Source organism: Microbacterium sp. RG1, assembly GCF_005347485.1.
Lineage (GTDB): Bacteria > Actinomycetota > Actinomycetes > Actinomycetales > Microbacteriaceae > Microbacterium > Microbacterium binotii_A.
Map to the genome: position 1 here is coordinate 2,215,749 of NZ_CP034121.1, position 18,801 is coordinate 2,234,549.

An 18,801-nucleotide genomic window follows, 5' to 3' on the forward strand; every position below is an offset into this window, starting at 1 on the left:
GCGCCACGTCACCGCATCCGCCACAGCCATTGACTGGCGCATCTGCGCAAGGGTGTGGCGGATGCGGGGGGGCGACCGACACCCCCGATCCATCCACCGCCCGATCACGGCGGCGTCGAGCGCGGGCAGGGCAATCCTGTCCGAAACCTGTCCAGCGTCCCGTCGCGGGGCCGGCGCGAAGATCTCTAGCCTGTCATCATGTCTCGCTTCGACCTTCCTCTCGATGAACTCCGCGATTACCGGCCGGAGGTGCGCGTCCCCGCGGATTTCGACGATTTCTGGCGGACCACCATCGCCGACGCACGCCGCGCGGGCGGTGAGGTCGTCTGCGAGGAGCACGAGACACCACTGACCGCGTTCCGCGTCTACGACGTGCGCTTTCCCGGCTTCGCTGGAGAACCCATCGCCGGCTGGTTCCTGCTTCCGCGCGAGGCATCGGCCCCCCTGCCGGTCGTCGTCGAGTACAACGGTTACGGCGGTGGACGCGGCCTCCCGTTCGAACGTCTCGGCTGGGCAGCGGCCGGATACGCCTACTTCTTCATGGACACGCGGGGACAGGGCGGGATGTGGGGCAGCGGCGGAATCACCCCCGACCCGCACGGGTCGGGGCCGGCCTCGACCGGCGTGATGACGCGCGGCATCGAGAGCCCTGAAGATCACTACTATCGGCGCGTCTTCACGGATGCGGTGCGTGCCGTCGATGCCGTGCGCACGCTCCCCGGCGTCGATCCGACCCGCGTCGCCGTCGCGGGCGGGAGCCAGGGCGGCGGAATCGCATTGGCCGCTGCCGGCCTGAGCGACGGGCTGATCGCCGCGCTGCCGGACGTCCCCTTCCTCTGCCACTTCGAACGATCCGTGGGCATGACCGATCGCGACCCCTATCAGGAGGTCGTGCGCTACCTGTCGGTGTATCGCGGCGCCGAAGACCGCGTCTTCGAGACACTCTCGTACTTCGACGGCGTCAACATGGCCGCCCGCGCCACCGCCCCCGCCCTGTTCTCCGTCGGGCTGCTCGATCCGATCTGTCCGCCGTCGACCGTGTTCGCGGCGTTCAACCACTACGGCGGCGAGAAGGAGATCGAGGTCTACGCGCACAACGAGCACGAGGGCGGTCAGGCCTATCAGTGGCTCGCGCAGACGCGGTTCCTCGCGGCGCGTGTCTGACACGAGTCCCCGCGACGCCGGTCACCCCGCGGACGCGGAAGCGGTTCTCGCCGCTGGCGTGCGCCGCACGCAGCCGCTGCGCTCGCTGCTGCGCCTGCTGCATCCGCATCGCACACGCCTCGGCTTCGCAATGGCGGCGTTCGTGATCAAGGACAGCCCCACCTGGGTGCTCCCGCCCGTGACCGCCGCGATCATCGACATCGTCGTGATCGGAGGCCCGCTGTGGCGCATCGGAGTGTGGGCGGGGGCGGCGCTGCTGCTGCTCGCTCTCAACTATCCCTTTGCGATGGTCGTGGTGCGCATCACGAGCGCCGCGACGCGGTCGCTCGCCTACACGGTGCGCACGGGGCTGGCCGCCAGGCTTCAGCGGTTCTCCCTCGGCGTGCACAACCGCCACAGCGCCGCCGTCGTGCAGACCAAGATCATCCGTGATGTCGAGAACATCGAACTCATGCTCGCGCAGGTCTTCCCGACCGTTCTGTCCGCGGTCGCCACCGTGCTCGGCGCGATCATCGTCACCGCCGTCCAGGTGCCGCAGTTCGTGGCGGTCTTCGTCGTCGCCATCCCCGTCGCCGCGGGGCTGATCGTCTACATCCGCCGCCGGGCCGCTCGCCGCAACGAGGACTTCCGTCGCGAGGTGGAGCGCCTCTCCGCGCAGGTCAACGAGATGGCCGTCCTGCTCCCGATCACCCGAGGTCACGGCCTGGAGGATGTCGCCACCACACGCGTGGCCGACCGTGCCGAGTCGGTGCGCCGAGCGGGTGCGCAGCTCGATGTCCTCAACGGCCGATTCGGCGCGATCTCGTGGCTCACGTATCAGGTGCTCGCCCTGCTCTGCCTGGTCGCGGCGTCCTCACTCGCCGTCACGGGCGTGCTCCCCATCACGGCGGGCGATGTCGTGCTGCTGAGCACGTACTTCACGATCCTCACGAACGCCGTCGTCATGCTGATGAACGTGGCGCCCGTGCTGAGCCGGGGCATGGATGCGATGCGCTCGATCGCCGACGTCGCCGAAGAACTGGACATCGAAGACAACTCGGGCAAGGCCGACCCCGGGCGCCTGAGGGGTGCGATCGAGCTGCAGGATGTCGTCGTGCGCTACCCGGACGCCGCGCTCCCCGCCCTCGACCGCATCCGCCTGCGCATCGAGCCCGGCGAGACGATCGCGTTCGTGGGGGCATCCGGCTCGGGCAAGTCGACGCTGCTGAACGTCATACTCGGCTTCGTCACGCCGACTTCCGGCACGATCCTGCTCGACGGACAAGACCTGTCCACGCTCGATCTGCGCGCCGTTCGCCGTTCCTACTCGATCGTCCCTCAGGAGACGGTCCTGCTGGCCGGCACGGTACGGCAGAACGTCGCCTACGGCCTCCGCGAATCCTCGGACGAGCGCATCCTGGCGGCGCTGGCCGACGCGAACGCGCTGGACATCATCGAGCAGTCTCCCGACGGCCTCGACACCCGGGTCGGCGAGCGAGGCTCACGCCTGTCCGGAGGACAGCGACAGCGTCTCGCGATCGCGCGGGCCCTCATCCGCGACCCCTCCATCCTGATCCTCGACGAAGCCACGAGCGCCCTCGACCCGGTCTCCGAACGGCACGTCTCCGATGCCCTCGAGCGCGCACGCCGCGGCCGCACGACGCTCATCGTGGCTCATCGACTCACGACGGTCCGGGGCGCCGATCGCATCGTGGTGGTGGACGCCGGACGCATCGTGGAGATCGGGAGCCACGAGGAGCTGCTGCGCGTCGGGGGCGCCTACGCGCGGCTGGCCTCAGGGAGCGACTGAGCCGATCACGGGGCGCTCCCCCGTGCCGCGCTCGATGATCCAGGTGGGCATGTCGATCTGCCGGCTGAAGGCCGTCGGGTCCTGGATCCGCTCGAGGGCGAGCTCGGCCGATGCGCGCCCCAGCGCCACGGGATCGTACGAGACGACGCTCACGCCCATGAGATCCGCGGTGTCGAAGTCGTCGAACCCGACCAGCGCCGTGCGGTCGTCACCGCGGGCGCGCAGTGCCCGGAGAGCACCGATCGTCATCCTGTTGTTTCCCGCCACGATGGCCGTCGGCGGCTCGGCGCGGTCGAGCAGAGCTCCCACCAGCCGCTCCGAGGGAACGGACATGTCGTCTTCGAGGAGCTCCCACGCGCCCTGCGCGGGGATGCCTGCGGCGCTCAGAGCCGCCCGGTAACCCGCTACGCGCTCCTGCTGGGAGTAGACGGATGCGGGATTGCACACGTAGGCGATGCGCCGATGCCCGTGCGCGACGAGTCTTCGCGTCGCCTCTTCGACGCCCGCCCGGTTGGCGAGGACGACCGCGTCGGCGACCAGGTTGCGTGCGGGGCGATCGACGGCGACCACCGGGGTGCCCAGCTGTCGTTCGCCCTCGAGATACGACTGGTCCGAGGCGACCGGCACGAGCAGGAGCGCGTCGATGCGGTGGGACAACAGGGTGTCGGCGGTGCGGGCCTCACCCTCCTCCGTGTCATCGGTGGTTGCGAGGATCAGCCCGTAGCCGTGCTCGTTGAGGTGCTTCTCGATGCCGGAGGCGACCTTGTAGTAGAAGGGGTTGCCCAGCTCCCCGATCATGAGTCCGACGGTGCGCGTGCGGCCCCCTCGCCGCAGTCCCCGAGCCAGCGCGTTCGGGCGGAAGCGCAGCCGCTTCGCGGCAGCCAGGACGCGCTCCGCCGTCTCGGGCGCCACGAGCTCACGCTGCGTGAATACCCGCGACACCGTTTTCGAGCTCACGTTGGCGAGCCGCGCGACGTCGTCCGCCGTCGCTCTCTGCTGGGTCATCGTCGCCCCCTTTCGTGGTCAGTGTAGCGCGGAGACGCTCTCATGTCGTCGATAGACATTGGAGCGACATTCGCATGCGGATGATCGGGACGTTCTCTCGATAAATGCCCGATCAACTGCTATTTAATCTCCGTCTGCGATAGTTGGACAGTCGAAGACAACGTTGACATTCATCCCTTGTCAACGTGGGACATTCCGGCTTAAGTTGGCGCTGCGCCCCCGCACCCACGGCGGCGCAGCGCCCGACCCACGGGTGCTCCAGATCAACGGTGAATCTGCAGAGGAAGACACTCATGGCAAAGAAGCTCATCGCGGGCGCTGCCTTCATGGCGGTGGCCGCACTGGCTCTGACGGGCTGCTCCGGCGGCGCGGCGGACGACGCGAACAACAAGATCGACGGCGAGGTGAAGGGCGAGGTCAAGTTCGTGACCTGGCGCACCGACCTCATCCAGGATGGAACGTTCGACAAATACGCGGAGGAGTTCCACGCGAAGTACCCCGACGCCACCGTCACGTTCGAGGGCATCACCGACTACGAGGGCGAGCTGCGCACCCGCCTGAGCACCGAGAACTACGGCGATGTCCTCGGCATCCCGAACAGCGTGCAACCCGATCAGTTCGCCGACTACTTCGAACCGCTGGGGCAGACCTCCGATCTGGAGAGCACGTATCGCTTCCTCGCTCCGAAGAGCTACGACGGCACCCAGTACGGTCTCGCACTGGGCGGCAATGCCAATGGGCTGGTCTACAACACCAGCGTCTTCAAGGAGGCCGGGATCACCGAGCTCCCGAAGTCCGAAGACGAGTTCTTGGCCGACCTGAAGCAGATCGCCGACAAGACCGACGCGACGCCGCTCTACACCAACTACAAGGACGGCTGGCCGCTGAGCCAGTGGACCGGCAACGTCGGCGCGATCACGGGCAACCCGGACGCCCTGAACGAGATGACGACGCAGGACGCCCCGTGGACGGAGGGCACCGACATCTACGCGATCGACTCGCTGATTTTCGATGCGACCTCCGCCGGCCTCATCGAAGCCGACCCGCTGACGACCAACTGGGAGCAGTCCAAGGTGGACTTCGCCACCGGCAAGATCGCGACGATGGCGCTCGGCTCGTGGGCGATCTCGCAGCTCCAGGCAGCGGCGACCGACAACGGCGAGAGCGCGGACACCGTCGGCTACATGACGTTCCCGGCGTCCGCGGACGGCACCCAGTACGCCGTCGTCGGCGGCGACTACAACCTCGGGATCAACATCCATTCGAAGGTCAAGGCGGCCGCCAAGGCATGGATCGACTTCCTGCTCGAGGATTCCGGCTTCACGTCGGATCAGGGCATGGTCTCGGCACTGCTGGCAGACCCGCTCCCGGACAACCTCGCAGGCCTCACCGACAACGGCGTGCAGTTGCTCGAGCTGAACGCCGCCCCCGCGGGCGAGGAGTCGCTGCTGACGAACATCGCCGACAAGGCGCAGATCGATCTGTACGGCAACATCTATCGCCAGAAGCTCGTCGACATCGCCCGCGGCGCGGCCAGCGGCGACAAGCAGTCCTACTTCGACGAACTCAACGCCGCCTGGGCCGACGCTCGGGCCTCGGTGGGATAACGACCCCTCGCGTGCACCGGGACGACCCGTCCCGGTGCACGCCGGTCAGGAGCATCTCATGTCCTTCAGTGCAGCATCCCCTGAGAGCGCTGACGCCACCCGCGCCGTCGTGACGACCGAGCATGCGACCGGTCGTCGCCGGCTTCGCCGCCGGCCCACCGCCCCCGCGGGCGGCCCCGCCGGCCGCAGCATCCTCGCAAAGCTCACACCGTATCTGTTCATCGCCGCCGCCGTCGGCCTGCTCCTGCTGCTGACGTACCTGCCGGCCGCCAACATGCTGTGGTACAGCGTCACGGACTGGGACGGCATCGACAAGCAGAAGAACTTCGTCGGCCTGGCGAACTACATCGACGTCTTCACCGATCCCCGGATCTTCAGCGTCTTCTTCGTCAGCCTCTACTACTTCGCCGGCGCCTTCGTGCAGATGGCGATCGCCCTCTACTTCGCCGCGCTGCTGTCGACGCGCACGCGTTTCGCGAACCTCTTCCGCGGCATCCTCTTCTTCCCCTACCTGATCAACGGCGTCGCCATCGGCTTCGTCTTCCTGTACCTCTTCCAGCCCGGAGGCACGCTCGACACGGCGCTGTCGTGGTTCGGGATGACGGATCCCCCGCAGTGGCTCGGCGACCCCAACGTCGCGAACTTCTCCCTCGCCGGCACCAGCGTGTGGCGCTACACCGGCATGAACTTCGTCCTGTTCCTCGGGGCGATCCAGTCGATCCCGCAGGACCAGTACGAGGCGGCCGACATCGACGGCGCAAACGCCTGGCAGCAGTTCTGGGCGCTCACCTTCCCCGGCATCCGTCGCATCATCGGCCTGAGCTTCATCCTCGCCGTCGCCGGCAGCCTCTCGGTGTTCGAGATCCCGTTCATCATGACCGGCGGCGCCAACGGCACCTCCACCTTCGTCATCCAGACCCTGCAGACGGCGTTCACCTACCGGCAGGTGGGGCTCGCCTCGGCCATGGCCATCGTGCTCCTGCTCATCGTGCTGGCCGTGACGTGGATCCAGCGGCGGATCTTCCCCGACGAGAAAGTTGACCTGACATGACCACCAAGCTCCGCAGCACAGCGCGCGTGCGCGCGGGCCGGACGGCGGCCGGAACCGTCAAGTACGGATCCCTCCTGATCGCGGTCGCGCTCACCGTGCTGCCCCTGTCGGTCGTTCTCATCGCCAGCCTCAAGACGCAGCAGGAGTTCGGCGCGAGCGGCCCCTTCGACGCCCCCAGCAACTGGTTCAACTTCGAGAACTACGTCACCGCGTTCCAACAGGGCAACATGGTGCAGGGCTTCATCAACACGACGATCGTGCTGGTGATCTCGCTCGCCGGAACGATCCTGATCGGAACGATGGCGGCCTACGCCCTCGATCGCTTCCACTTCCGCGGCAAGACGCTCGTGGTGGGTCTTTTCCTCGTCGCGACGCTCATCCCCGGGGTCACGAGCCAGGTGGCCACCTTCCAGATCATCAACGGGCTCGGCCTCTACGACTCGATGGGCGCGCTGGTGCTGCTGTTCATGGGCACCGACATCATCTCGATCTACATCTTCATCCAGTTCATGCAGTCGATCCCGACCTCCCTCGACGAGGCCGCCATGATCGACGGCGCGAACCGGTGGACCATCTACTGGAGAGTGATCCTTCCCCTGCTCAAGCCCGCCATCGCCACGGTCGTGATCATCAAGGGGATCGCCATCTACAACGAGTTCTACCTGCCCTTCCTCTATCTGCCTTCGCAGGGACTCATCTCGACGTCGCTGTTCCGCTTCAAGGGCCCGTTCGGCGCGCACTGGGAGATCATCGCCGCCGGGACCATCCTCGTCATCGTCCCCACCCTCCTCGCGTTCCTGCTGTTGCAGCGCTGGATCTACAAGGGCCTCACATCAGGAGCCGTCAAGTGACCTCGACCCCCCTCGTCCGCCGTCCGCTCACCCAGGACTGGACGCTCACTGCGGGCGCCGGACCGGTGCCCGCAGCGATCGAGGGCCGCACCATCACCGCCACCGTGCCCGGATGCGTGCACGTCGATCTGCTCGCCGCGCAGCTCATCCCCGACCCGTACCTCGACGACAACGAATCGCTGCTCGCGTGGATCGGTCGCGTCGATTGGACGTATCGCACGCGCTTCACCTGGTCCCGCGGCGACAGGGACCGTCACGACCTGGTCTTCGACGGCCTCGACACGGTCGCCCGGGTCGAGCTCAACGGCACGACGCTGATCGAGACAGCGAATCAGCACCGCAGCTACCGCCTGCCTGTGGACGGCCTCCTCGTCGAGGGCGAGAACGACCTGGTCGTGCGCTTCACGGCGCCGGTTCCCTACGCCAACGCGCAGAGCCTGGCACTGGGCGTACGCCCCCGCCCCTACCCGCTGCCCTACGAGGCCATCCGGAAGTCCGCCTGCAACTTCGGTTGGGACTGGGGCATCGCGACCTTCACGAGCGGCATCTGGCGCGAGGTGCGCCTGGAGTCGTGGACGAGCGCACGACTCGATCGCGTGCTCGTGGATGCGACCCCCGACGGCGACGGCGGGGTCGTGACCGCCCGCGTGCAGATCGATCGCGCGGATGCCGGCGCGCCGCTGGCGGTACGCCTCACCGTGGGCGGCGAGAGCGCGACCGTTCCGATCTCCGCAGGCGAAGCGACGGTGCACGTCGCACTCGACCGGGTCGAGCGCTGGTGGCCCATCGGCTACGGCGCCCAGCCGCTCAGCGACGTCGCCGTCGAGCTCGTCCACGCCGGCGGCGTGATCGACCGCACCGAGCGGCGCGTCGGTTTCCGCACCGTGCGTTGGGACACGACGGCGGACGCCGAAGGCACCCCGTTCACGCTCGTCGTCAACGACCAGCCGGTGTTCGTGAAGGGTGTGAACTGGATTCCCGACGACGCGCTCCCCGTTCGCGTCGATCGCGCACGGTACCGCCGCCGACTCGAGCAGGCTGTGGAGGCGAACCTCAACCTCATCCGGGTGTGGGGCGGTGGAATCTACGAGAACGACGACTTCTACGAGCTGTGCGACGAGCTGGGACTGCTGACCTGGCAGGACTTCCTGTTCGCCTGCGCCGCCTACCCCGAGGAGGAGCCGCTGCGCTCCGAGATCGAGGCGGAGGCGTACGAGAACGTGGCACGGCTGGCCCACCACGCCTCGCTCGTTCTGCTGACCGGCAACAACGAGAATCTATGGGGGTTCGAGGACTGGGACTGGAAGCGCCGCCTCGACGGCAAGACCTGGGGCGCCTACTACTACTACGAGCTCTTCCCCCGCGTCATCGCGGAGATCGCCGCCCATGTGCCATACGCGCCCGGCAGTCCTTTCAGCCCGGGCGGCCAACACCCCAACGCCGAAGAGCACGGGACCATGCACCTCTGGGAGCAGTGGAACCGGCAGGACTGGCTGACCTACCGCGATCACCGACCCCGGTTCGTGGCGGAGTTCGGCTGGCAGGGACCGCCCGCGTGGTCGACGCTGGTCCGCTCGATCAGCGACGCCCCGCTGACCCCGGAGTCGCCGGGCATGATCGTGCACCAGAAGGCGATGGAAGGGAACGTCAAGCTGACCACGGGACTCGTGCCCCACTTCAGGGTTCCGGAAGACATGGAGAGCTGGCACTGGGCGATGCAGCTCAACCAGGCCATCGCCGTGCGCACCGCGCTCGATCACTTCCGCTCGTGGGCGCCCCACACGATGGGCGCGATCGTCTGGCAGCTCAACGACTGCTGGCCGGTCACCTCCTGGGCGGCGATCGACGGCGACGAGCGCCCCAAGCCGCTGTTCTATGCGCTCCGACAGTCGTTCGCACCGCGGGTGATCACGGTGCAGCCGCGTGAGTCGGGACTGGCGGCGGTGCTCGGCAACGACACGGATGCCGCGTGGGAGGGACACCTGCGCGTGCGGCGGCTCGGGCTGGACGGCACCGTGCATGCCGAGGAGACCCTGCCGCTGAGCGTCGCGCCCCGCGCGAGCGCCACGGTGCCGCTGCCCGCATCCGTCGCCGTCGCCGGGGATGCGGCGTCCGAGTTCCTCGCGGCGGACGCGCACGACGCGCGCGGATTCTGGTTCTTCGCCGAGGCGCGCAACAGCGCCCTCACCGCGGCGCAGTTCGATCTCTCGGTCAAGACCGTCCCCGGAGGCTCGGAGGTGACCGTCACCGCGCGGTCGCTCATCCGCGATCTGACGTTCCTCGTCGACAAGCTCGACCCCGCAGCCCATGCGGAAGAGGGTTTGCTGACGCTCCTGCCGGGTGAGACCGCGACCGTTCGCATCAGGCATCGCGGTGCGCTCGACGCCGAGGCGCTCGCCTCGCCCGCCGTCGCGCGCAGCGCGAACCAGTTGGTGACCTCGTGAACGGGCTGCAGGAACCCGTCTGCGGAATGACCTGGGGGTGGGTGGGCACCCGCGGCGAGTGGGCGACGCCGGAGGCCGCCGCATCCATGCGGGCGATGGCCGACAGCGGCGTCACCTGGACCGCGCTCGCCTATGCGGCGTATCAGGACACCCCCTTCTCGACCGCCATCCCCTTCGATCGCGAGCCGACTGTCACCGATGACGAGATCGTTCACGCGATCCGCCAGGCCCACGCGCTCGGTCTCCGCGTGTGTCTGAAGCCCGTGGTGAACGTCGCCGACGGTACGTGGCGCGCACACATCGGCTTCTTCGACTGGGACGTGCCGGGCGAGCCCAGCTGGTCCGAGTGGTTCGCCTCCTACCGGCGCTTCATCCTCCACGCGGCACGCCTCGCGCAGCAGGAGCGTTGCGCGATGCTCTGCATCGGCTGCGAGATGGTGCGCGCCGACGGTCAGGAGGCCCACTGGCGGGCTCTCATCGCCGACGTGCGCGCCGTGTACGACGGCCTGATCACCTACAACTGCGACAAGTACCAGGAGGACCACGTCACCTGGTGGGACGCGGTCGATGTCATCTCGTCGAGCGGGTACTACCCGATCGACCGGTGGGATGCGGAGCTCGACCGGATCGGGAAGGTCGTCGCCGACAGCGGCAAGCCCTTCTTCTTCATGGAGGCCGGCTGTCCGAGCCGCACGGGCTCTGCCGATCTCCCGAACGACTGGGCCCTGCCCGGCGAGCCGTCGGGAGCCGAGCAGTTGCGCTACTACGAGGCGATGTTCACCGCCATCCGCGCGCGGGAGTGGGTGCAGGGTCTCATGCTCTGGGACTGGCCCGCCCACCTGTACGACGCGCACGAAGCGGCGCGCAATGACGACTACTGCCCCTATGGCAAGCCCGCACTCGGGTACATGAGCGCGGCATTCCGCGAATGGCGAGAGGAACCTTCCCGATGACAACCCCGCCCGCCGTGGTCGCCATCGACGCGGGTCAGACCGGCATGAAGGTGCGGCTCGACCGCCCGGGAAGCGCCCCGATCGACGAGGTGTTCCCCGGCATCCGCACGCACGAACCTCTTCTTCCCCAGCTCGCCGCTGTCGCGCGCACGGTGGCGCGCGAGCACGACGTGCGCGTCGACGTCCTCGCCGCCGGCGTGTCCGGACTGACCGACGCGGAGGCCGATGCTGCCGCCCTGCGCACCGTGCTCGAGGATCAGCATCCCTCCCGCGTGCTGCTCGCCCACGATTCGGTCACGTCGTATCTCGGAGCGCTGGGCGATCACACGGGAGCCGTGGTCGCCGCCGGAACCGGCGTGGTCACCCTGGGTGTCGGTAGCCGGCGCGTCGCCCGCGTCGACGGCTGGGGCAACATCATGGGTGATGCGGGCAGCGGCTACTGGCTCGGACGCGAAGCGCTGGATGCGGTGATGCGTGCGCACGACGGCCGCGGAGCGCAGACCGCCCTGACCGCTGCCGTGCGCAGCATCTGGCCCGACCTGGAGAGCGCCTACATCGCGCTGCAGGTCGCGGATGACCGGGTGGCCCAGATCGCCGCCCTCGCGAAGTCGGTCGCGACGCTCGCGGAGTCGGATTTCGTCGCTGCGGACATCTGCCATCGCGGGGCCGGCGAACTCGCTCTGTCGGTGTCGACGGCCATCGAGCGCGTGCGGGAGGCGGACGACGATCGGCCGGCGGTCTGTGCGATCGGCGGCGTGTTCCGCGCGCCCATCATCCGGACGGCGTTCGAGCGTGCGCTGCACACACGTCAGCCCGACGCCGTGCTCCAGCCCGCACGCGGGCAAGGCGTGGACGGCACGGCGGAGCTCGCGCGGCTGCATGAGGGTCACGCGCTGCTGGGTTACGTGTCCGTCGCCTGACCCCCGGGCCGGATCGCGCGTGGTGCAGCGAAGCATCGCGCGCGATCCGGCCCGGCCGCCCCCTCCCCGTTCAGGAGAGAACCACCGCGCGACTCGGGCGCGACCGTCGGCGCGCCGACCGACCGACCAACAGGTCGTGGGCGGGCTGCTCGACACCGCGATGGAGGACGAGGGCGAGGCCGAGCGCGATCGCCAGCGCGATGGCCGCCCCGACGGCCGCTACCGCATCCGTCCGCTCGGACGGGAGGAACCGCATCACGCTCTGCAGGATCAGCAGATGCACGATGTAGAACGCGAAGGAGGCGGCGCCGAGCTTCTGCATGACACGGGAGGAGAGCCCCGTCGCCCTGCGCTCGATGTCGGCGCTGGCGAGAGCGACGATGAGCAGAACGAAGCCGACACACGTCGCCGATCCGGCACCGAACGGTGTCTCGCCCAGCAGCGACGCGGATGCGTAGCCCCCGAGAGCGGTGAGCACCGCCGGGGTGAGCCGAGCGATGCGCCAGCCGTGGTCTCGGACGAGGAGGGCTGCGGCGATGCCCGCGACGAACTCCGCCAGTCGCGCGGGCGGGAAGCTGTATGCCGAGATGGGCGGGGTGAGCGCGGTGACCGCGGCCGGCACCATCCATGCCGCCGCGATGCTGAAGACCAGGATCACGGCGGTGACGCGGCGGCTGCGTCCCGCGATGAGACGGATCAGCACCGGGAAGCAGAGGTAGAAGAACGCCTCGCACGCGAGCGACCAGGCGACGGGGTTACCCGCCTGCCACCAGTCCGCCCGCCACGGATTGACCAGGAGCACGTTGGACAGGAGCGCCAGCGGGTCGGACGTGCGGATGGCGGGGAACATGATGGCGCCGACCCACAGTGCGAGCGCGACGCCGACGAGGTGGAGCGGGTAGATCCGGGCGAAGCGTCGTCGGTAGAACTCTCGGACGCGCTGCGGGCGGTACGAGAAAGCGAGCACGAATCCCGAGAGGATGAAGAAGAGCGACACGGCGCTGGCACCGGCACCGAAGACGACCGAGAGCGCGGTCTGCGTGCCGCCGCCGAAGTACTGCATGTTGCGCAGGTGGTACAGGAAGACGACCAGCGCGGCGATCGCTCGCAGCCCAGTGAGCGAGCCGAGTGCGATGCGTGGCGCGGCGGGCGTGTCGGCTTCGACGACAAGGGGACGGGTGAGGTGAGCCGCGGTCATCGCACGAGCCCACCAGCGCGCGCATTGCGAGAACGTTCGGCGGGCGCTTTACGCTGCGTTTAGGTTCGCTGTGGTCGACTTGTCGCGGAGGTGACCGCCGATGCGCGTACTGATCGTCGAAGACGAGCCGCTCCTCGCGGATGCGATTCAACGTGGGCTGCGCATCGAGGCGATCGCGGCGGATGTGGCCAGGGACGGCGCTCGCGCCATGGAGGCGGTCGCCGAGACGAGGTACGACGTGGTCGTACTGGACCGCGACATCCCCGTGGTGCACGGCGATGACGTCTGCCGTCGGATCACGCGGATGGACGACGCCCCGAAGGTGCTGATGCTCACCGCATCCGCCGCCGTCTCCGAGCGGGTCGCGGGGCTGGCGATCGGTGCGGACGACTACCTCACGAAGCCCTTCGACTTCGACGAGCTCGTGGCACGGATCGCCGCGCTGTATCGCCGGTCGGGTGTCGCCGTGCCTCCGGTGCTCGACGTCGGCGACCTCCGCGTCGACTCGTTCCGGCGCGAGGCGTACCGCGAGGGGCGCTTCTTGCACCTCACCCGCAAGGAGTTCGCCGTGCTGGAGGTATTGGTCCGCGCTGCCGGCGGGGTGGTGAGCGCCGAGGATCTGCTCGAGCAGGCGTGGGATGAGAATGCCGACCCGTTCACCAATACGATCCGCGTCACCGTCTCCACTCTCCGCAAGAAGATGGGGGCACCGGCTCTCGTCGAGACCGTTCCGGGCGCGGGCTACCGCATCGTCCGTCCCTCGAGCGGAGAGCCCACACCATGATCGCTTCACTGCGCCTGCGCACCGTCCTGACCGCGGTCGCCGCGGCCTCCGTTGTCGTCGCCGCCGCTCTCATCGGCCTCCTGACGCTCGTGGTCCTGAGGCTCAACGCGCAGTCCGGCTCGGTACAGGAGCCCTCGGGAGGAGGCTTCCTCTACGCCGACGCCGTCAGCATCGATCAGGTGATCTCGCTCTCGTTCGGCGTGATCCTTCCGCTCAGCGTGCTGATCGTCGCGGCCGTCACCGCCGCAGCGTGGCTCGTCATCGGGCGCCTCACCCGCCCGTATGCGGATGCGGTCACCACCCTCGTCGAGGCGGAGGCCGAGCAGGAGCGAGATGTGAGACTCGTCCCGCCGAGCGCTCCCGCCGAGACCCGTGACCTGTTCGTTGCCGTCAACACACTCCTCGATCAGGTGCAGGCGAGCGCGGAGAGCGGCAATCGGTTCGCAGCCAATGCCTCGCACGAGCTGCGCACTCCGCTTGCGACGTCTCGCACGCTGCTGCAGGTCGCCCTTCGCGACCGCCCGTCGGACGAGGCCGCGGTCACGTTCCGGCGCCTGCTCTCGGTCAACGACCGCATGATCTCGATCACGAGCGCCCTGCTCGAACTCGCCGCCGCCGAAGCGCATCTGAGCATGTCGGGCGTGGACCTGCGGGAGCTGGTGGCCGAGCAGATCAGCGAGCTCGAAGCCGAGATCCGTGAGCGCCGGGTGAAGGTGAAGCTCCGGCTCGACCCGGTGCGCATCATCGGCAACCGGCAGCTGCTCGGCCAGCTCCTCGCGAACCTGCTGCGCAACGCCGTCATCCACAACCAGGACGGCGGCACGCTGGCGGTATCCCTCACCGCGTCGGGAACGCCGGTGCTGGCCATCGAGAACGACGGGGAGCACATCCCCCCGGAGCTTCTGCAGACGCTCGCCGAGCCGTTCACTCGACTGCACGCGCGCACCGGCGCGAAAGGACACGGTCTGGGATTGTCGATCGCGCAGCGGATCGCCGAGCTCCACACCGTCGATCTGTCGCTCAGCTCCCGACCGTCGGGCGGGCTCCTGGTCACCCTGCGTTTCGAGGGCAGCTCGACGCAGGACGAGCTCTGATGCGCGTGCGCGTACGCGCCGTCGCGTGGGCCGCGAGCCTGGGGGCGGCCGTCATCATCGGGGCGACGGCGCTGGCCGCCACGCCGCCCTCGCCGACGGCGAGCGCCTCGCTGACCGTGGTGATCGGCGCGTCGATCTCCCAGGGGTACCACGCGAGTTCGGGGCACGACTGGCCCACCCTCGCGGGACACGAAGAAGCGGCGGCGGCGCGCGGGTGCCGAGTGGTCAACCGGAGTATCGGAGCCACCCGCCTGCTGACGTCCTACCCCGATCTGCCCAGCAGCCTGTCACGCCTGCAGGCGGACGGGCTGTCGATCCCCGGGGTCCACCGGGTCATCCTGACCGACATCATCAATGACATCCAGGCGGTTCCGCACGAGTACCGCGCCGCGGAGATCCTCGCGGGGATCCGTCGCTTCGCCGACGAGGCGCGGGCCGCCGGCGTGCTGACCACGGTCGCCACGCTCACTCCCTACGGCGGGTTCGACCGTTGGGACCCCGCCGGAGAACAGACCCGCGTCGAGGTGAACGCGGCGCTGCGCGCGGGGGAGGTCACAGGTGTCGATGTGATCGACTTCGACGCCGTGCTCGCCGATCCCGCTCACCCCAACCGCATCCTGCCCGCCTTCGACTCCGGCGATCACCTGCATCCGAACGATGCCGAGCAGTCGGCCCTGGCGGATCTCGTCGCGGGCTCCGCCGCCCTCTGCTGACCTCGGCTCGGCGGGCGTGCCCGAGAGCTCAGTCCGCGGGCACGAGATCGAAGCGCTGCGACGTACCGCGCGGCGTCGGAACCGGAACCTCGCTCGGCGCCGGTTCCGGCACGACGTAGAGCCCCGCGGGGCCGTTCGCGGTGTACGCGAGTGCTTCCAGCCACGCCCGATTGAGAGCCGGTTCGCGCGTACCGAAGAACTTGAACTGCAGGTTCGCATTCGGATGGAGCCAGACGGAGGTCCGCCCGCTTCCGAGGCTCACGTCTTCTTTCCAGGTCAACGCGAACGACTCGTTGCGACGCAGCTTGGTGAAGATCACCTGCTGGAGATGAGCCAGGGTGCGATCCTCGAACTCCGCCTTCGTGTACTGGTCGTAGATCAGTTTTCCCATGATGGGCTCCGGCCTGCCCCAGCGGAGTGAGCGACGATCAGCCGTTCGACAGTGGTCCAGACCTGAGAAATCGACACGCTCCGGGGGCGGTTGACCAGCAACGATCCTCCGGAGGATGGCGATGCGCAACCCTGTGGGATCGGATTACGTCAGCAGCGAAACGGCTCCGATACCTCCCAGTCCGGCCCCACGGCGATCAGCACGTCCGCCATGGCCTCGGCCCAGTTGTCGGCGTCGACCTCGACACCGTGGCCGTAGCGATCCCCGGCGATCGGCACGATCAACTGAACGGGGACGACGAAGAGCATCGCTCGTTCCTACCCGTATGCGTTTCACACCCTCCACCGCCTTGACGACCGGCGACGAGGCGCATAGTGCCGCTCACCGCTCCGCGGGAGACCACAGCGCCCGACGCAGAAAACCCGAAAGATCCCCGATCGATACCGCGTGGCGCGATAACATCCGGGCACCGCCTCCGGCGGATTCTTCCGGTCGACTCGATGAAGGCGGAGCACCTCGATGGATCAACCCGCCGTCGTGCTGCTCCACGGCTGGCCGGGCCTCGCCTCGGATTACGACGAGGTCGTCTCGCGGCTGCCCGATGCGCGCTGCATCGTTCCGGCACTGACAGGTTTCGGTACGGGCTTCGACGGCCCGCTCGCGGCAGGAGCGGCCTCGGCCGATCGACACGCGGCGCGCTTGCTGCCGACGATCCCCGTGTCCTCTCCGGCCGTCGTCGTCGGGTACGACATCGGCAGCCGCATCGCGCAGGCGATGCTCCGTCAGGCTCCCGATCGGTTCGCCGGGGCCGTGCTGACTCCCGGCTATCCCGGGATCGGCGCACGCGCGGGTGCGCCCGAGCTCGCTGATCGGTTCTGGTACCAGCACTTCCATCGTTCCGGGCTCGCCTCCCGTCTCATCGACGGCAGCCCGGATGCGGTGCGCACCTATCTCGAGGGTATCGTCGAATCGTGGGCGCCGGGCGCGGAGCTCATCCATGGTGAGAGGTTCGACCGCGTCGTGCGGGCCTACTCCCGTCCGGGCGCCTTCGAGGCGAGTCTCGCCTGGTACCGGGACAACATCGGGTACTCGGGCACCGGCGTCATCCACACGCCGACGACCATGCTGTGGCCAGAGCGCGATCCGCTCTTCCCCCTGCAGTGGGCAGACGAGCTGACCGCATGGTTCACCGACATCACGTTGCAGTCTGTGGATACGGGGCACTTCGTGCCCCTCGAGGATCCCGCATCGGTCGCGGACGCCATCACGCGTCATCTCGACTCCTGACGAAGCTCCCACAACATGACGGCGCGGAGGAACACAGGCCCCGCGCGTTCCCTAGAATGGTGGACGGCGCGTCGGGAAGTCTGGTCGACACTTCTGTCGAACGACCCCGAGGAGCCTCATGTCCACAGAGCCGTCGATTCGCGCGCCCCGTTGGCCGGGATCAGCCGAGGTTCAGCGTGTCACCCGCCTCCTGCGAAAAGAGGCGGTGGGAGGCGCACTGCTGGTGATCGCCGCAGCCGCCGCGATCATCTGGGCGAACTCCCCGGCATCCGAGGCCTACTTCACCCTGCGCGACTTCCGGTTCGGCTACGAGCCGTGGCATCTCGAACTCAGCGTCGGCGCCTGGGCCGCCGACGGCCTGTTGGCGATCTTCTTCTTCATGGTGGGACTGGAGTTGAAGCGGGAGATCGTCGTCGGCGACCTGCGGCGATTCAGCACGGCGATCGTGCCGATCACGGCTGCCGTCGGCGGCGTCGTCGTGCCGGCGCTCATCTACGTGGGCATCGTCTGGACGCAGCCGTCGCTCCTGGAGGGCTGGGCGATTCCGACCGCCACCGACATCGCCTTCGCGGTGGCCATCCTCGCGCTCGTGGGCTCACATCTCCCCGGCCCCCTGCGAATCTTCCTCCTGACGCTCGCCGTCGTAGACGACCTCATCGCGATCGGGATCATCGCCGTGTTCTACACGAGCGACATCCAGGTGGTCCCGTTGGCCGTCTTCGCAGTACTGGTGGTGGTCTACGGCATCATCGCGCAGCGCGGCCGCGCGTTCTTCACTCGGCATCCGTCCGCGGCGTGGCTCATCCTGCTGCCCATCGGATTCACCGCCTGGGCTTTCCTGCACGCGTCGGGGGTGCACGCCACGATCGCGGGCGTCGCGCTGGCGTTCACGATTCCGGTTCGCGCATCTAGACGGGATCGGGGCGACGCGAGCGATCTCGCCGAGAGCTTCGAGCACCGCTTCCGTCCGTTGTCGGCCGGCTTCGCGGTTCCGGTCTTCGCTTTCTTCGCCGCCGGCGTCGCGGTGGGCGGCTGGGACGGCCTCGTGCGCGCCGCCACCGACCCGGTGACCATCGGAGTCGCCGCGGGACTGGTCCTCGGCAAGCCGTTGGGCATCCTCCTCGGCGTGCGCCTGTTGACCCTCATCACCCGCGTGCGGCTGAATCCCGCGCTCCGCTGGATCGATCTGATGGGTGTCGGGCTCCTGGCCGGCATCGGATTCACCGTCTCGCTGCTCATCGCGGAGCTCAGCTTCGCCGACGGCTCCCCCCACAACGCCGACGCGAAGATCGCCATCATGGTGGCCTCGGTGCTCGCGTCTGTGCTCGCCGCATCCGTTCTGATCGCCCGGAACCGCCGCTACGCGCAGCTCGCGCGGCAGGAGCAGATCGATGCGGACGCGAACGACGTGCCGGATGTCTACGAGCAGCCGGTGCACACGAAGCGCGGTGAGGACGAGGAGAGTCGCCCTCGCAATCGGTGAGCCGGGAAGTCTGGTCGGCAACGGTCGTCGACCGTTCCCTGCGACAGAGAGCACGCCATGACCGATC

General features: G+C 68.5%; 17 protein-coding genes. 13 read left to right on the top strand and 4 right to left on the bottom strand.

The window, feature by feature from the left end; genetic code table 11:
• The first annotated feature begins 198 nt into the window (after window positions 1-198).
• Window positions 199-1,164 carry an acetylxylan esterase gene (locus EHF32_RS10740; RefSeq protein WP_137418171.1) on the top strand — a complete coding sequence of 322 codons (966 nt, stop codon included), beginning with the start codon at window positions 199-201 and terminating at the stop codon, window positions 1,162-1,164.
• Window positions 1,157-2,953, top strand: coding sequence for an ABC transporter ATP-binding protein (locus tag EHF32_RS10745; protein ID WP_238343686.1), 1,797 nt, complete (start codon window positions 1,157-1,159; stop codon window positions 2,951-2,953). Before EHF32_RS10740 ends, EHF32_RS10745 begins: the two co-directional genes overlap by 8 nt.
• Here EHF32_RS10745 and EHF32_RS10750 read toward each other — a convergent pair.
• Entirely contained in the window at window positions 2,939-3,958 is a 1,020-nt protein-coding gene (locus EHF32_RS10750) for a LacI family DNA-binding transcriptional regulator (RefSeq protein ID WP_137418172.1), read from the bottom strand. The two genes, EHF32_RS10745 and EHF32_RS10750, sit on opposite strands and share 15 nt — an antisense overlap.
• Window positions 3,959-4,251: 293 nt before the next feature.
• Between EHF32_RS10750 and EHF32_RS10755 the strand changes: the two genes are divergently transcribed.
• The 6 genes from EHF32_RS10755 to EHF32_RS10780 are packed head-to-tail and all read left to right on the top strand — an operon-like array spanning window position 4,252 to window position 11,784.
• Entirely contained in the window at window positions 4,252-5,565 is a 1,314-nt protein-coding gene (locus EHF32_RS10755) for an ABC transporter substrate-binding protein (protein WP_137418173.1), read from the top strand.
• Window positions 5,566-5,623: 58 nt separating this feature from the next.
• On the top strand, window positions 5,624-6,616 hold the full coding sequence (locus tag EHF32_RS10760; protein ID WP_137418174.1) for a carbohydrate ABC transporter permease: 993 nt from the start codon (window positions 5,624-5,626) through the stop codon (window positions 6,614-6,616).
• Window positions 6,613-7,467, top strand: coding sequence for a carbohydrate ABC transporter permease (locus EHF32_RS10765; RefSeq protein WP_137418175.1), 855 nt, complete (start codon window positions 6,613-6,615; stop codon window positions 7,465-7,467). The genes EHF32_RS10760 and EHF32_RS10765 overlap by 4 nt, the downstream gene beginning before the upstream one ends.
• On the top strand, window positions 7,464-9,911 hold the full coding sequence (locus EHF32_RS10770) for a glycoside hydrolase family 2 protein (RefSeq protein WP_137418176.1): 2,448 nt from the start codon (window positions 7,464-7,466) through the stop codon (window positions 9,909-9,911). The genes EHF32_RS10765 and EHF32_RS10770 overlap by 4 nt, the downstream gene beginning before the upstream one ends.
• The gene (locus EHF32_RS10775) at window positions 9,908-10,864 is read left to right on the top strand and encodes a glycoside hydrolase family 113 (RefSeq protein WP_443189849.1); all 957 of its coding nucleotides are present in this window, start codon (window positions 9,908-9,910) and stop codon (window positions 10,862-10,864) included. The genes EHF32_RS10770 and EHF32_RS10775 overlap by 4 nt, the downstream gene beginning before the upstream one ends.
• Window positions 10,861-11,784 (top strand): N-acetylglucosamine kinase, encoded by a 924-nt coding sequence (locus EHF32_RS10780; RefSeq protein WP_137418177.1) that lies wholly within the window; start codon window positions 10,861-10,863, stop codon window positions 11,782-11,784. The genes EHF32_RS10775 and EHF32_RS10780 overlap by 4 nt, the downstream gene beginning before the upstream one ends.
• 70 nt (window positions 11,785-11,854) lie before the next feature.
• On the opposite strand, the gene EHF32_RS10785 is transcribed toward EHF32_RS10780, so the two are convergent.
• Window positions 11,855-12,982 (bottom strand): acyltransferase family protein, encoded by a 1,128-nt coding sequence (locus tag EHF32_RS10785; RefSeq protein ID WP_137418178.1) that lies wholly within the window; start codon window positions 12,980-12,982, stop codon window positions 11,855-11,857.
• Window positions 12,983-13,082: 100 nt separating this feature from the next.
• Here EHF32_RS10785 and EHF32_RS10790 point away from each other — a divergent pair, with 100 nt between their 5' ends.
• The 3 genes from EHF32_RS10790 to EHF32_RS10800 are packed head-to-tail and all read left to right on the top strand — an operon-like array spanning window position 13,083 to window position 15,573.
• Complete coding sequence (locus EHF32_RS10790; RefSeq protein ID WP_137418179.1) at window positions 13,083-13,766, top strand: response regulator transcription factor; 684 nt, start codon at window positions 13,083-13,085, stop codon at window positions 13,764-13,766.
• A complete protein-coding gene (locus tag EHF32_RS10795) occupies window positions 13,763-14,860 on the top strand; it encodes a sensor histidine kinase (RefSeq protein WP_137418180.1) in 1,098 nt (365 codons plus the stop codon). Before EHF32_RS10790 ends, EHF32_RS10795 begins: the two co-directional genes overlap by 4 nt.
• A complete protein-coding gene (locus tag EHF32_RS10800; RefSeq protein ID WP_137418181.1) occupies window positions 14,860-15,573 on the top strand; it encodes a GDSL-type esterase/lipase family protein in 714 nt (237 codons plus the stop codon). The genes EHF32_RS10795 and EHF32_RS10800 overlap by 1 nt, the downstream gene beginning before the upstream one ends.
• A gap of 28 nt (window positions 15,574-15,601) precedes the next feature.
• Here the strand turns inward: EHF32_RS10800 and EHF32_RS10805 are convergent, their stop codons facing one another.
• Window positions 15,602-15,964 (bottom strand): DUF7882 family protein, encoded by a 363-nt coding sequence (locus tag EHF32_RS10805; RefSeq protein WP_137418182.1) that lies wholly within the window; start codon window positions 15,962-15,964, stop codon window positions 15,602-15,604.
• Window positions 15,965-16,113: 149 nt separating this feature from the next.
• Entirely contained in the window at window positions 16,114-16,272 is a 159-nt protein-coding gene (locus EHF32_RS15775; RefSeq protein WP_161594094.1) for a hypothetical protein, read from the bottom strand.
• A gap of 211 nt (window positions 16,273-16,483) precedes the next feature.
• On the opposite strand from EHF32_RS15775, the gene EHF32_RS10810 reads away from it, so the two are divergent.
• Together EHF32_RS10810 and nhaA are read left to right on the top strand one after the other, a co-directional pair.
• Window positions 16,484-17,251 carry an alpha/beta fold hydrolase gene (locus EHF32_RS10810; protein WP_137418183.1) on the top strand — a complete coding sequence of 256 codons (768 nt, stop codon included), beginning with the start codon at window positions 16,484-16,486 and terminating at the stop codon, window positions 17,249-17,251.
• A 118-nt stretch (window positions 17,252-17,369) separates the two neighbouring features.
• The gene (gene nhaA / locus EHF32_RS10815; RefSeq protein WP_137418184.1) at window positions 17,370-18,734 is read left to right on the top strand and encodes a Na+/H+ antiporter NhaA; all 1,365 of its coding nucleotides are present in this window, start codon (window positions 17,370-17,372) and stop codon (window positions 18,732-18,734) included.
• The last annotated feature ends 67 nt before the right edge of the window (window positions 18,735-18,801 follow it).

Coding starts and splice junctions, on each gene's coding strand:
- EHF32_RS10760 (WP_137418174.1), top strand. CDS start 5,624: ATGTCCTTCAGTGCAGCATCCCCTGAGAGCGCTGACGCCACCCGCGCC.
- EHF32_RS10780 (WP_137418177.1), top strand. CDS start 10,861: ATGACAACCCCGCCCGCCGTGGTCGCCATCGACGCGGGTCAGACCGGC.
- EHF32_RS10790 (WP_137418179.1), top strand. CDS start 13,083: ATGCGCGTACTGATCGTCGAAGACGAGCCGCTCCTCGCGGATGCGATT.
- EHF32_RS10785 (WP_137418178.1), bottom strand. CDS start 12,982: ATGACCGCGGCTCACCTCACCCGTCCCCTTGTCGTCGAAGCCGACACG.
- EHF32_RS10765 (WP_137418175.1), top strand. CDS start 6,613: ATGACCACCAAGCTCCGCAGCACAGCGCGCGTGCGCGCGGGCCGGACG.
- EHF32_RS10800 (WP_137418181.1), top strand. CDS start 14,860: ATGCGCGTGCGCGTACGCGCCGTCGCGTGGGCCGCGAGCCTGGGGGCG.
- EHF32_RS10810 (WP_137418183.1), top strand. CDS start 16,484: ATGGATCAACCCGCCGTCGTGCTGCTCCACGGCTGGCCGGGCCTCGCC.
- EHF32_RS15775 (WP_161594094.1), bottom strand. CDS start 16,272: ATGCTCTTCGTCGTCCCCGTTCAGTTGATCGTGCCGATCGCCGGGGAT.
- EHF32_RS10750 (WP_137418172.1), bottom strand. CDS start 3,958: ATGACCCAGCAGAGAGCGACGGCGGACGACGTCGCGCGGCTCGCCAAC.
- EHF32_RS10795 (WP_137418180.1), top strand. CDS start 13,763: ATGATCGCTTCACTGCGCCTGCGCACCGTCCTGACCGCGGTCGCCGCG.
- nhaA (WP_137418184.1), top strand. CDS start 17,370: ATGTCCACAGAGCCGTCGATTCGCGCGCCCCGTTGGCCGGGATCAGCC.
- EHF32_RS10755 (WP_137418173.1), top strand. CDS start 4,252: ATGGCAAAGAAGCTCATCGCGGGCGCTGCCTTCATGGCGGTGGCCGCA.
- EHF32_RS10740 (WP_137418171.1), top strand. CDS start 199: ATGTCTCGCTTCGACCTTCCTCTCGATGAACTCCGCGATTACCGGCCG.
- EHF32_RS10805 (WP_137418182.1), bottom strand. CDS start 15,964: ATGGGAAAACTGATCTACGACCAGTACACGAAGGCGGAGTTCGAGGAT.